At 46.6% G+C, this 13,729-nt stretch carries 12 protein-coding genes and 1 pseudogene; 10 read left to right on the forward strand and 3 right to left on the reverse strand.

Going from position 1 to position 13,729, the window contains the following annotated elements; genetic code table 11:
* Positions 1-263 precede the first annotated feature (263 nt).
* Positions 264-530 carry a putative hemolysin gene (locus tag H9644_RS09375; RefSeq protein ID WP_064527363.1) on the forward strand — a complete coding sequence of 89 codons (267 nt, stop codon included), beginning with the start codon at positions 264-266 and terminating at the stop codon, positions 528-530.
* Here the strand turns inward: H9644_RS09375 and hslJ are convergent.
* Both hslJ and ldhA read right to left on the reverse strand, forming a co-directional pair.
* Complete coding sequence (gene hslJ, locus H9644_RS09380) at positions 527-949, reverse strand: heat shock protein HslJ (protein WP_191774296.1); 423 nt, start codon at positions 947-949, stop codon at positions 527-529. The genes H9644_RS09375 and hslJ overlap by 4 nt on opposite strands.
* A 157-nt stretch (positions 950-1,106) precedes the next feature.
* Positions 1,107-2,096: a D-lactate dehydrogenase gene (gene ldhA, locus H9644_RS09385; RefSeq protein ID WP_064527367.1), complete on the reverse strand. Its 990-nt coding sequence runs from the start codon at positions 2,094-2,096 to the stop codon at positions 1,107-1,109.
* Positions 2,097-2,303: 207 nt separating this feature from the next.
* Here ldhA and H9644_RS09390 point away from each other — a divergent pair, with 207 nt between their 5' ends.
* The 9 genes and pseudogenes from H9644_RS09390 (at position 2,304) to H9644_RS09425 (ending at position 12,817) form a co-directional block, all read left to right on the forward strand.
* Positions 2,304-4,943: a YdbH family protein gene (locus H9644_RS09390; RefSeq protein WP_191774298.1), complete on the forward strand. Its 2,640-nt coding sequence runs from the start codon at positions 2,304-2,306 to the stop codon at positions 4,941-4,943.
* Positions 4,940-5,125, forward strand: coding sequence for a YnbE family lipoprotein (locus H9644_RS09395; RefSeq protein WP_064527373.1), 186 nt, complete (start codon positions 4,940-4,942; stop codon positions 5,123-5,125). The genes H9644_RS09390 and H9644_RS09395 overlap by 4 nt, the downstream gene beginning before the upstream one ends.
* Before the next feature lie 7 nt (positions 5,126-5,132).
* The gene (locus H9644_RS09400; protein WP_064527375.1) at positions 5,133-5,456 is read left to right on the forward strand and encodes a YdbL family protein; all 324 of its coding nucleotides are present in this window, start codon (positions 5,133-5,135) and stop codon (positions 5,454-5,456) included.
* Positions 5,457-5,860: 404 nt separating this feature from the next.
* Positions 5,861-5,965 (forward strand): annotated as a pseudogene (locus H9644_RS21930) (hypothetical protein); the annotation flags it as partial.
* 178 nt (positions 5,966-6,143) lie between these two features.
* A complete protein-coding gene (locus tag H9644_RS09405) occupies positions 6,144-7,010 on the forward strand; it encodes an aldo/keto reductase family oxidoreductase (protein ID WP_064527377.1) in 867 nt (288 codons plus the stop codon).
* 55 nt (positions 7,011-7,065) lie between these two features.
* Positions 7,066-9,372, forward strand: coding sequence for a DUF2773 domain-containing bactofilin (locus tag H9644_RS09410; RefSeq protein WP_064527379.1), 2,307 nt, complete (start codon positions 7,066-7,068; stop codon positions 9,370-9,372).
* Between the two features lie 170 nt (positions 9,373-9,542).
* Positions 9,543-10,148: a CDP-alcohol phosphatidyltransferase family protein gene (locus H9644_RS09415; protein ID WP_064527387.1), complete on the forward strand. Its 606-nt coding sequence runs from the start codon at positions 9,543-9,545 to the stop codon at positions 10,146-10,148.
* The gene (locus tag H9644_RS09420; RefSeq protein WP_105289323.1) at positions 10,148-11,044 is read left to right on the forward strand and encodes a phosphatidate cytidylyltransferase; all 897 of its coding nucleotides are present in this window, start codon (positions 10,148-10,150) and stop codon (positions 11,042-11,044) included. Before H9644_RS09415 ends, H9644_RS09420 begins: the two co-directional genes overlap by 1 nt.
* Positions 11,045-11,059: 15 nt before the next feature.
* Positions 11,060-12,817, forward strand: a complete 1,758-nt coding sequence (locus H9644_RS09425; RefSeq protein ID WP_064527395.1) for a bifunctional alpha/beta hydrolase/class I SAM-dependent methyltransferase — start codon at positions 11,060-11,062, stop codon at positions 12,815-12,817.
* Between the two features lie 192 nt (positions 12,818-13,009).
* Here the strand turns inward: H9644_RS09425 and azoR are convergent, their stop codons facing one another.
* Positions 13,010-13,615 carry an FMN-dependent NADH-azoreductase gene (gene azoR / locus H9644_RS09430; protein ID WP_064527396.1) on the reverse strand — a complete coding sequence of 202 codons (606 nt, stop codon included), beginning with the start codon at positions 13,613-13,615 and terminating at the stop codon, positions 13,010-13,012.
* Between the last annotated feature and the right edge of the window lie 114 nt (positions 13,616-13,729).

Below are 13,729 nucleotides of genomic sequence, written 5' to 3' on the forward strand. Positions count from 1 at the left end.
TTACATTGCGCAAATGAGGGGCGCACGAAAAAACTGCGCGCCCAGTAGTAATCTTTTAATTTTAGCAAATGGCTTTCTGCTGCATTTTCGCTTTTGTGTTCTCTACATCAGCGTAATGAATGTTTTGATCAAGCCCTGGGCGAAAAAAAAGCCACAAAATAGTAAAAATACGTTGCAATTCGCAATACAGTTCTCGACGTAGCCGCTTATGCTGCCTATTATTACGGCGGTTTCGTTGGACTTAAAGATTTGAGGAAGTAAAGATGCGAGTAATGTTGTGCGTTGGGGCTGCCGTTTTATTGTTGTCAGCGTGTAGTAGTGAACCTGTTCAGCAGGCGACCGCGGCGCATGTGGCCCCTGGTTTAAAAGCGTCGATGTCGAGTAGCGGAGAGGCAAATTGTGCAATGATTGGCGGTTCGCTTTCCGTTGCCCGTCAACTGGATGGTACAGCGATCGGGATGTGTGCATTACCCAACGGCAAACGCTGTAGCGAACAGTCGCTTGCCGCCGGAAGTTGTGGCAGTTATTAATTCACTAAATCCGCCAGCTTATACGTTAATGTCTGTTTCGCGGTCGCCAGCGTTAACTGATTCGCGGTCAGATCCACTTGCGCACCTTCTTTCAGCATTTCGCTGATGGTGTTATCGAGTTTGTTAAGCTGTGGGTTGGCACACATCATACGGGTCATTGCCAGTCCTTTAACTTTCAGTTCTCCGTCCGAAAGTTTACCTTCGCCGCTAAAGCGGTTGCACATGTTGCCAGAAATCATCATCTTTTCGCCAAAGCTGATTTCTGGCGGGTTTTTCTCGCTGGCAACAGGTTGACCATTTACACTTTCCAGTACGAAACGGTGATGCTGTAGCTGTTCTGGCGTTACAGCAATTTTGTCATTACTTACACATCCCGCCATCAGCAGGCTTAGTGCGACTAGCGCGGCAACTTTCTTCATTTTAGTTCTCTACTTAAGGTATAAATTTGGTGCTTTTTGCCGGAGGCAACGCTGATTGCGCCTTATCCGTCCTTAAAACATATTTTAAGGATAGAAGATTAAATATCTTTGGGGATTATCTGAATAAGCTCCCCTGTAAGACAGGGGAGCGGTAAGATTAAACCAGTTCGTTCGGGCAGGGTTCGCCTTTTTCCAGATTGCTCAAGTTTTGCAGTGTAGTCTGGGAAATACTGGTCAGGGCTTCTGCCGTCAGGAACGCCTGGTGTCCGGTAAACAGTACGTTATGGCAGGCTGACAGACGACGGAAAACATCATCCTGAATCACATCGTTGGATTTATCTTCAAAGAAAAGATCGCGTTCATTCTCATACACGTCCATTCCCAGCGATCCAATTTTCTGGTTTTTCAGCGCTTCAATCGCCGCTTGTGAATCAATCAGCGCACCACGACTGGTGTTGATGATCATTACGCCATTTTTCATCTGATCGAACGCTGCCTCATTCAGCAGGTGGTAGTTCTCCGGCGTCAGCGGACAGTGCAGGGAGATAACGTCTGATTCAGAGAACAAAGTCGGCAGATCGACATATTCCACGCCGAGTTCCAGCGCTGCTGCACTTGGGTACGGATCGAACGCCAGCAGACGCATACCAAAACCTTTCAGAATGCGCAGCATCGCCACACCGATTTTACCGGTACCAATAACCCCCGCTGTTTTACCGTACATAGTAAAACCAGTAAGCCCCTCCAGAGAGAAGTTAGCGTCACGGGTACGCTGATATGCACGGTGAATACGACGGTTCAGCGTCATCATCATACCAATCGCATGTTCAGCGACGGCTTCCGGATCGTAAGCCGGGACACGCACCACTTTGAACCCCAGTTCTTTTGCTGCGTCGAGATCAACGTTATTAAAACCGGCACAGCGCAGGGCGATATATTTAACGCCGTGCTTTTTCAGCTCTTCCAGCACCGGACGGCTGCCATCGTCGTTTACGAAAATGCATACAGCTTCGCAACCGTTGGCGGTTTTTGCCGTTTTTTCCGTCAGCAGAAAGTCAAAAAATTCCAGCTCAAAGCCAAAGGACTCGTTCACCTGTTGCAGGTACTTTTTGTCGTACTGTTTTGTGCTATATACGGCGAGTTTCATAAGACTTTCTCCAGTGATGTTGAATCACATTTAAGCTACTAAAAATATTTTACAAAATTTCAAATTTAATTGAAAGTTATGGCGATATTAAAAATTCCAGGAACATCTATGCTTAGTGTAGGCGCAACCTTCAACTGAACGGTTAAACATGCCACAATACCTGTATTGACTGCTTAATTTTTCGCTAAATCAGGATATTAACTACCCATGTTGGGTAAATATAAAGCCGTTCTCGCGCTGCTATTACTGATTATTCTTGTGCCGTTGACGCTACTGATGACGCTCGGGTTGTGGGTTCCCACGCTGGCGGGTATCTGGCTACCGCTCGGTACACGTATCGCATTGGATGAAAGTCCACGTATTACACGTAAAGGCTTAATCATTCCCGATCTCCGTTATCTGGTAGGAGATTGCCAGCTTGCACATATCACCAACGCCAGCCTTTCACATCCCAGCCGTTGGTTATTGAATGTCGGTTCTGTAGAACTTGACTCTGCTTGCCTGGCGAAACTGCCACAGGAAGAACCCTCTCCCGCAGCGCCGAAAACCCTCGCGCAGTGGCAAGCTATGTTGCCTAACACCTGGATCAATATTGATAAACTGATTTTTTCTCCCTGGCAGGAATGGCAGGGAAAACTCTCTCTCGCATTGACCGCTGATATCCAGCAACTGCGTTATCAGGGCGAAAAAGTCAAATTTCAAGGCCAGCTTAAAGGGCAACAACTTACCGTCAGCGAACTGGATGTCGCCGCGTTTGAAAATCAGCCGCCGATAAAACTGGTGGGGGAATTTACTCTGCCGCTAGTGCCGGATGGGCTTCCGGTAAGTGGTCATGCGACCGCGACGTTGAATTTGCCGCAGGAACCGTCACTGGTGGATGCCGAGCTAGAATGGCAGGAAAATAGTGGGCAATTGATTGTGATGGCACGAGATAACGGTGATCCGTTGCTCGATTTACCGTGGGAAATTACCCGTCAGCAATTGACGGTAAGTGATGGTCGCTGGAGCTGGCCATATGTAGGTTTTCCCCTGAGTGGGCGACTGGGTATCAAAGTCGACAACTGGCAGGCAGGGCTTGAGGACGCGTTGGTCAGTGGTCGTCTGAGTGTGTTGACTCAGGGGCAAGCGGGAAAAGGCAACGCGGTGCTTAATTTTGGTCCAGGAAAATTAAGCATGGATAACAGCCAAATGCCACTTCAACTGACAGGCGAGGCGAAACAGGCAGATCTCATTTTATATGCCCGCTTACCGGCACAGTTAAGCGGAAGTCTGGCTGACCCAACGCTGGCCTTTGAACCGGGCGCATTGTTACGCTCTAAAGGGAGAGTCATCGATTCGCTGGACATTGACGAAATCCGCTGGCCTTTAGCTGGCGTAAAAGTGACGCAGCGCGGTGTGGACGGTCGCTTGCAGGCCATTTTGCAGGCTCATGAAAATGAATTGGGCGACTTTGTACTACACATGGATGGGCAGGCAAAAGATTTTCTCCCGGATGCAGGACGCTGGCAGTGGCGTTACTGGGGAAAAGGCAGTTTTACCCCGATGAATGCTACCTGGGAGGTCGCAGGAAAAGGCGAGTGGCATGACAGCACGATTACGCTTACCGATCTCTCGACCGGTTTCGATCAGTTGCAATATGGCACGATGACGGTGAAAACGCCGCGCTTAATTCTTGAGAAACCTGTTGTCTGGGTACGCGACCCACAGAATCCGTCTTTTAGTGGTGCGCTTTCGCTGGATGCAGGGCAAACGCTGTTCACGGGGGGCAGCGTGTTACCGCCATCAACCTTAAAATTTAGTGTTGAAGGGCGCGAACCAACGTATTTCCTCTTCAAAGGTGATTTACATGCTGGCGAGATTGGTCCGGTACGGGTAAATGGGCGCTGGGACGGTATTCGTCTGCGTGGCAACGCTTGGTGGCCAAAACAATCGCTCACTGTATTTCAGCCGCTAGTGCCACCTGACTGGAAGATGAAACTACGCGATGGCGAGTTGTATGCTCAGGTAGCCTTTTCCGCGGCGCCTGATCAAGGCTTCCGTGCGGGTGGTCATGGCGTATTAAAAGGTGGCAGCGCCTGGATGCCTGATAACCAGGTCAACGGCGTCGATTTTGTACTACCGTTCCGTTTTGGCGACGGTGCGTGGTATCTGGGAACACGGCGACCTGTATCATTACGCATTGCTGAAGTGGTTAACCTTGTGACGGCAAAAAATATTACTGCCGATCTTCAGGGGCGTTATCCGTGGACCGAAGACGAACCCTTGCTACTGACCAATGTGAGTGTTGATGTTTTAGGCGGTAACGTGCTGATGAAACAATTACGTATGCCGCAGCACGATCCGGCACTATTGCGCCTGAATAATCTCTCATCCAGTGAACTGGTTAGCGCCGTCAACCCGAAACAATTCGCGATGTCAGGGGCATTTAGTGGGGCATTACCATTATGGCTGAATAATGAAAAATGGATTGTAAAAGATGGTTGGCTGGCAAACTCAGGTCCCATGACCTTACGTCTGGATAAAGATACGGCGGATGCAGTAGCAAAAGACAATATGACCGCTGGAACTGCCATTAACTGGTTGCGTTATATGGAAATTAGTCGTTCATCGACAAAAATTAATTTAGATAATCTTGGTGTGTTAACCATGCAGGCAACGATCAGCGGTAATAGTCGTGTTGATGGCAAAACAGGCACGGTGAATCTGAATTACAGTCATGAAGAGAATATTTTTATGTTATGGCGTAGTTTACGCTTTGGCGATAATCTCCAGGCATGGCTGGAGCAGAATGCCCGGCTGCCGGAAACAGGCTGCCCATCAGGAAAAGAGTGTGAGGAAAAACAATGAAAATAGTGATAGCCACGTTGGCGTCCTCTTTTATGTTAGTTGGCTGTACGCCGCGCATTGAAGTGGCTGCGCCGAAAGAGCCGATTACCATCAATATGAACGTTAAAATTGAGCATGAGATCGTCATCAAGGCGGACAAAGACGTTGAAGATTTGCTCAAAACCCGTAGCGATCTTTTTTGAGGTAACGATGAAAAGAACATTACTCATAATGGTGTGGATTATTGGCCTGATGAGCAGCAGTGCGATGGCATTAACCCTGAACGAAGCCAGAAGTCAGGGGCGGGTCGGTGAAACGCTTAACGGTTACGTGGTTGCGCTGGAAACGGATGCCGAAACACAGGCATTAGTAAGAGATATTAATGAAGCTCGTAATCGTAGCTACCAGCAACTGGCAAAGCAAAATAAGGTATCCACGGATGAGATAGCAAAACTGGCAGGGCAAAAACTTGTCGCTCGCGCGAAGCCGGGTGAATATGTACAGGGGATTAATGGTAAATGGTTGCGAAAATAAATTACCTTTAGAAACAAAACATTTATATTAGTGTTTCTATAATGCCGGTCATTATTAGTGCGTGAGTTATTGTTATCGATGTTACTTATATGCTCTTTTATTATCTCGGCGGTTAATTGAAATTCACTATTACGATGGGTGTAATTAAATAATTCATTCGCTACGCAAATGGCGTCATTAATGTATTTTCTCTCTTCTTCCTGAATGTTTGTTTGAACTGTTTTCTGTGTGCAATATATTTTAACGAATGCCATGGTGTTATTTTAAATATGCTTCACCTTAATGTTCGCTATGTAAATAAAATAACTTTTGTTTATTGAATATTTCGCTGTAAGCATTTAGTGCTTTCTGCCTTCAAGTTTTGCGAAGTTTGTTACACGAGAACTATTTTTAAGGAGTTATATATGCATAGGGAAAAATTGTTGTCTGCATGTGTTGCGATGGCGTTAAGTAGCCAGACATGGGCTGCGGATACCACTGCAACTGAGTCAACAGACGAAACGCGGAAACAACGTTACGGGAACAGGAAATACCGTTAATCTACAGGGGGTAGAAAATCAGTTTGCCGGATAAGCAAAGCGCATCCTGCATGTTTTTTTACACATTCGCATTTATTACACATGCCCTCCCAGTGCGTTCATTTCTATACTGTGGGTTCTTAATCTGCCTTAAACAGGACAGGGTGTTATGAGCAACAACAGTGGTACGTTTACTCTTGGTTCAAAATCGGTAATACGACTGGGGTATGGCGCGATGCAGTTGGCTGGTCCCGGTGTTTTCGGGCCGCCAAAAGATCGCCATGTTGCTATTACGGTTTTACGTGAAGCGCTGGCATTGGGCGTCAATCATATCGATACCAGCGATTTTTATGGTCCGCATGTCACCAATCAGATTATCCGCGAAGCGTTACATCCTTATCCTGACGATCTGACAATTGTCACTAAAATTGGCGCGCGTCGCGGGAACGATGCTTCATGGATTCCGGCATTCTCCCCTGAGGAGCTCAAGCAAGCAGTACACGATAACCTGCGTAACCTCGGCCTGGACGTGCTGGATGTGGTTAACCTGCGCGTGATGCTCGGCGACGGTCACGGCCCGGCAGAAGGGGCGATTGAAGCCCACTTTACCGTACTGGCCGAATTGCAACAGCAGGGGCTGGTGAAGCATATCGGCCTGAGCAACGTCACGCCGACGCAGGTCGCTGAAGCGCGTAAAATTGCGGAAATTGTCTGCGTGCAGAACGAATACAACATCGCGCACCGCGCCGACGATGCGTTGATCAATGCGCTGGCGCGTGACGGTATCGCCTATGTACCGTTCTTCCCGCTTGGTGGTTTTACGCCGTTGCAATCCTCCACGCTTTCCGATGTTGCTGCAAGCCTTGGCGCGACGCCGATGCAGGTGGCGCTGGCGTGGCTGTTACAGCGTTCACCGAATATTTTGCTGATTCCTGGAACGTCATCTGTTGAGCATCTACGGGAGAATATGGCTGCTGAAAAATTGCATCTTTCTGCGGATGTGCTGGCAACGTTAGAGAGCATTTCACGAGAATAACTAATTTCACATCAGGGAAGCATTTTGTTTCCCTTTTTAATGGCATGGAGTGCATATGTTTAAGGCCAGGATTTGCGGCTGGATACGTTTACTTCCCCTGTTTATGCTGAGTCTTCCAGCAGAGGCGGAACTTCGATGTGTTGCAAATGAAGTTGATATTGAACCATTTTTTTCTGTGGCTACAGCTGAAGATAAACAGCAAGTTGAACAAGCTATCAACGGTAGCGTTAATCTTGTCCCCGTCGGTTTATCTGCACCGGACTGGAAAGTGCATCGTGGTGATTTAGTGGTGGAAGGGAATATAGAAAGTAATGAAAAGTTGATTGTTCTTGGTAATTTGACTGTCAAGGGTGACATTTCCACTTACTCACTTTCTAACCCATGGGTTATTCTCGGCAACGTGACAGCAACGAATATAGTAACAGATTCGCCACTGCTAATTACCGGTTCGATAAACGCAAGCGGACTGGTATTCATCGACTCATATTACGATAATCCGTCTACGATTAAGGGGAATATCAATGCGCGCGGGATATTTATCAATGACATAATTGCACCTGTTGTTGTATCTTCGACAAATAGTGAATTCACGGTGCGCGCCAGTGATAAAAATGACACTGAAAATATTAAAAAAGCGCTGGTACTAATAAATCCTGATGCATATTTCTGGGGTGTAATAAATGATGAGAATGCTCTGCAAGGGTTGTTTAAGCGAAGTAATATTCGCATGGCAGGAAATGTCTGTAATCAGATGGAAAAGGGGGCGCTGTTTCGCCCTAATCTTTCTCCAGAATTAGCTCAGGAGTTACAAATGCTGGATGAAGGCAAAGTAGCTGCATTTGAAGGCCGAGACATTGCGACATTTGATCTTGCCGTAATGCGAACACTGCCAACACTTAAAGGAATTTCAGCAAACTTACGCAAACAACTTATTAATAGCAATGATGAACAAACGATCGAGAGTATGGCGAGATATATGCCTGATAATGAGATTCTGGAGCTAACCGATCAGCAATTGGGTTACCAACCAGTTGTTATGGGATTGCTCGACCGTGAACCTCTCTCTGTCGAAATAATGACGCGAATGAGTCTTCTACCTGATGGCGTCGGCCCGCTGAATCTTGCTCTACGTGAAGATCTCCCTCTGGATATCGTCATGAATCTGGCGAAAAGAGACTGGGACATGATCATTCAGGGGCTTTATAAAGATGCGTGGTTATTGCCCGAATCAATAATAGATGGCTATATCCGCAGTGATGAACCTGCTATTCGTCAGGTCGGCGCTGAAGGACAACTCACTTACAATCAGGCAATGCGGTTAGCGAACGATTCATCAAACGATGTTGTCAAAAGTTTAGCGTTTAAGCTTGCAGATATGAAACACCATGGTCAATTGTTGCGGATGACGCCAGAAGAGAGTGACAAAATTGCAGCATATTTATACCAAAAATTCGAAACTGACGATAATTTAATAAATGCGTTATTTTTAGCATTGCCAGATAACTTACAGTTTAAGTTTATTAAAAAGATGGCGGGAAAATTTCCTGCCTCCTTTTGCTGTCGGGACATGCAGGTAATTCATTCAGACGCTGCTTTACAATGGTTCTTGACACGTTTCAACGATCCAGAAGGGTGGAGTAATCTGGCGAAAAATAAGTATCTGAGTACGGCGATGAAACAAAAAATTTGGCAACGCGCTTTATCGCATCGAAAACATCATCCTGAAGCAGATTCAGCCGCATATGAAACCAGTGCCGATATGATTTTGTCTGAACTGATTAGCAACGGTGAAGTTGATAACCAGATGCTATTGAATGCCGCTACCCTGATACGTTTGGAAGACTGGGCCTATTTAGAGAGTGCCTTATTTAGTTGGGATAATTTGCCCGCCGTAGTATTGAATAAATTGCAGCAAAATATGCCACGCAATGATATTTGGGCGAAGTTTTTTCTCAGGCAGGAAAACAGTACCCGTGCGCAAGTTAACGAAGCGTTACGTGTTTATTATGCACTTGACTCTGATGCGTTAGCGCAACTGGATAAGTTGGCAAAAGAACCGGACCGCATTTGGTGGAGTTCGCTGGCAAAAAATAATCTGACATTTTTCAAATTAGGCGCACTTAACAATCGACACACACCACCTGCGGCACTGGCGGCAGAAACTGATTCAGAGTGGCGGATTGTGGCGATGAATAATCCCCATTTTCCCGCTAATGTGTTGTCGGCAAGACTAAAACGCGAACCGTTACTGGTATTAGAATTGGCAAATCCCGATCCGCAGTTAATTCGTCAACTGGCGCTTCAGGGTAAAACACGAACTATCCGGGAACAGGCAATGAAGACGTTGGATATGATTCATTGACTTGTAAAGTAGCATTTTGTACCATGATATAAATATGAGGGTAATTATATGTGATATAAAAATTATAATTCTTGTGCTTTCATATTTTTCAAAATTATCTTGATATTGCAACACTCTCCATTAGGTGAGTTGATACAACATATCGCAAACTGAATTATCAAGGATTGATAATGACACTCTATCAGATTAAACCGCTTTTTCAGTCGCTGTTAAGACCAACGATGTTTTGGCTTCACAAGCACCATTTCACAGCAAATCACATCACTCTTGCTGCTTTGGCGCTTTCTCTTATTACCGGTTTGCTATTGATTTTAGTACCGCAACCCATCGTGTTTCTGCTATTACCCATCGTGCTTTTTGTTCGTATGGCGTTCAATGCGCTGGATGGCATGTTGGCGCGAGAGTATAACCAGGTAACACATCTTGGCGCGATATTAAATGAAATTGGCGATGTTATTTCTGATATGGCTCTCTATTCCCCATTTTTATTTTTACCTTACAGTAACACGCCACTCGTGATGTTGATGTTATTTGGGGCTGTTTTGACTGAGTTCTGCGGTTTACTGGCACAGACAATTAGTGGTATCCGCAGTTATGCCGGGCCATTAGGTAAAAGTGATCGCGCATTGTTTTTTGGTCTTTGGGGTATTGTTATTGCTATTCATCCACAGTGGATGCAATGGAATAATATTTTATGGGGTGTTGCGGTAATTCTTATTTTCTGGACTGCAATTAATCGTTGTAGAAGCGTGTTTCCCCCTGGAGCAAAAAAATAATGCTCGAAAAATCGCTGGTAATAATATTTTTACTGTTAATTTTAGCAACTTTGATAAACTGTTATCTGGATTGGCGTTTACCAGAGAGAAAAGGGGATGAAGTCACATTACGTATTCGTAGTTGGTGGGGCATCGTCATTTGTTTTTCACTGGCAATATCAGGCCCGCGTTGGATTACGTTGACTTTTTTTACACTACTGAGTTTCTGGGCGTTGAAAGAATATTTTACGCTTATCTCCGCGCAATACCCGAGTTGGTTATATCTAATCATCCCCCTTAACTATTTGCTTATAGGCTTTAATCGATTTGAGTTATTTCTACTATTTATACCACTGTCAAGCTTTCTTATATTGGCTACATGGCGGGCATTCTCCGGTGAAACAGCAGATTTTCTGAATTTCGTCAGTCACATCTTCATGGGTTGGATAATGACGATTTTTGCGCTGAGTCATGCAGCCTGGTTATTGATGTTGCCGTCCATAAATATTCAGGGGGGCGCGTTGCTGGTGTTATTTCTGCTGGCATTAACCGAGTCAAATGATATTGCGCAGTATTTATGGGGGAAATCCTACGGCAGGAGAAAAGTGGTACCCAACGTTAGTCCGGGGAAAACGCTGGAGGGCCTGGCAGGAGGCGTAATCACCACCATGATGATAGCGCTGATCACTGGACCATTACTGACACCGTTAAATGCACCGCAGGCATTATTGGCGGGTTTGTTAATTGGTCTTAGTGGCTTTTGCGGCGATGTGGTGATGTCAGCTATCAAGCGTGATATCGGGGTTAAAGACAGTGGCACACTATTACCAGGACATGGCGGACTCCTTGACAGGATTGACTCATTAATTTTCACCGCCCCGGTATTTTTTTATTTTATTCGCTACTGCTGTTACTGAAGGAAAATAGAGAAAATGGAAAATTCACGCATCCCTGGGGAACATTTTTTTACCACCAGTGATAATACCGTATTGTTTTATCGCCACTGGCCCGCCATACAGTCAGGGGTGAAAAAAGTCATCGTCTTATTTCATCGCGGGCATGAACATTCTGGTCGATTGCAACATATTGTTGATGAACTGGCGATGCCAGATACTGCTTTTTATGCATGGGATGCCCGAGGGCATGGAAAAACTTCGGGGCCGCGTGGTTATAGCCCATCACTTACACGGTCAGTGCAGGATGTCGATGAATTTGTCCGTTTTGCTGCCAGCGATAGCCAGGCCGGACTGGAAGATGTTGTCGTTATCGCGCAAAGCGTCGGCGCAGTGTTGGCTGCTACATGGGCGCATGATTATGCACCAGGCATTCGCGGGTTGGTGCTGGCTTCTCCGGCCTTTAAAGTAAAATTGTATGTACCATTTGCGCGCCCGGGACTGGCGCTATTGCATCGTCTGCGTGGCCTGTTTTTTATTAATTCCTATGTGAAAGGGCGCTATTTGACCCACGATCGGGAACGGGTGGCGAGTTTCAATAATGACCCGCTGATTACACGGGCGATTGCCGTCAATATTTTGCTCGATCTCTATAAAACGTCTGAACGTATTGTTAGCGATGCGATGGCGATTACGCTTCCCACGCAACTTCTGATATCGGGCGACGACTATGTTGTGCATCGCCAACCGCAAATTGATTTTTATCAGCGATTACGTAGCCCTATGAAAGAGCTGCATCTGCTACCGGGTTTTTATCACGACACGTTGGGTGAAGAGAACAGGGCACAGGCATTTGAAAAAATGCAAAGCTTTATTAGTCGATTATATGCTAACAAGTCGCAAAGATTTGATTATCAGCATGAAGATCGCTTAGGGCCATCGGCGGATAGATGGCGGCTGCTTTCAGGTGGTCAGGTACCATTATCGCCAGTTGATATGGCGTATCGCTTTATGCGTAAGGCGATGAAATTGTTCGGGGCGCAATCTGCGGGCCTGCATCTTGGAATGAACACTGGTTTTGATTCTGGCAGCACGCTGGATTATGTCTATCAAAATAAACCGCAAGGCAGTAACGCATTTGGGCGCTTAATCGACAAAATATACCTGAACAGTATCGGCTGGCGTGGTATTCGCCAGCGCAAAACCCATTTACAAATGCTGATTAAACAGGCCGTTGCCGATCTCAACGCCAAAGGTTTACCTGTCCGCGTGATTGATATTGCAGCAGGGCATGGACGCTATGTACTGGATGCGCTGGAGAACGAGTCTGCTGTAAGCGATATTTTGTTACGTGATTACAGTGAGTTAAATGTTGCACAAGGGCAAGAGATGATTGCCCTACGGGGGATGTCTGGGCGCGCGCGTTTTGAACAAGGCGATGCGTTTAACCCGACAGAACTCAGCGCGTTAACTCCGCGGCCTACATTGGCGATTGTATCTGGCCTCTATGAGCTTTTTCCCGAAAATGCGCAGGTGAAAAACTCACTCGCTGGTCTGACGAATGCCATCGAACCGGGCGGTATTCTCATCTATACCGGGCAGCCCTGGCATCCACAACTGGAAATGATAGCCGGAGTGTTAACCAGTCATAAAGATGGCAAGCCGTGGGTCATGCGCGTGCGTTCGCAAGGGGAGATGGATTCGCTAGTGCGTGATGCCGGATTTGATAAATGTACACAACGGATCGATGAGTGGGGGATCTTTACGGTTTCGATGGCGGTGCGTCGTGACAGCTGAAGGCCGGAGCGTATTGCGACAAGGAGCCGGCTGAGTATTGTTGCTGGCCCCGTTTTTCTTCTTCATTCATAGTTAACCGCGTAGGCGACCATAACCGCCATGATATCGGCAGTCAGGTAGTTTGCGTCTAAGCGGGTAAGTGTGGACTGCACGATTTAGCAGAGCAGCCCACATTACTATCTGTCAGTCCGATTATGCAGCAACTATGCTATCAATTGTCGCTTTTGCATCTGCCTGCGCTTTTGCTGCCATTTCCGGACCGTACGCGATCCCTTCAGCGAAGACAAATTTCACATCAGTAATGCCGATAAAGCCCAGGAACGTGGACAGATATGGCGTCACCAGATCCGTTGGTCCATCTTTATGGATCCCGCCACGGCTGGTAATAACAATGGCTTTTTTACCCGTGACCAGACCTTCAGGGCCGTTCTCGGTGTAACGGAAAGTAACGCCTGCGCGCGCAACCAGGTCAAAATAGTTTTTCAGCTGAGTTGAGATGTTGAAGTTGTACATCGGTGCTGCAATAACGATGACATCATGAGCTTTCAGCTCGGCAATCAGTTCATCAGAAAGTGCCAGGGCTTCCTGCTGACGCGGGGTTAATGGCGCATCGCTCGGACGCAGAGCGCCAACCAGTTCACCATCCAGGACCGGGATCGGATTTGCCGCCAGGTCACGAACGGTGATTTCATCAGCGGAATGTTTTTCACGCCACTGTTCAACAAAATAATCGGACAACTGATTTGACTGAGAGTACCCTGCCAGGATGCTGGATTTAAGAACTAATACCTTGCTCATGGTGTTTCCTTATAGATGTTTGAATGGGCGATGCCCCGTTGCTTGTTGACACTTTATTCACAATCCTGCCACAGAGATAGCGCAATATATCGAAGCCTATGTTCGAATTTATTG

The sequence above is a fragment of the Escherichia whittamii genome (assembly GCF_014836715.1).
GTDB classification, from domain to species: domain Bacteria; phylum Pseudomonadota; class Gammaproteobacteria; order Enterobacterales; family Enterobacteriaceae; genus Escherichia; species Escherichia whittamii.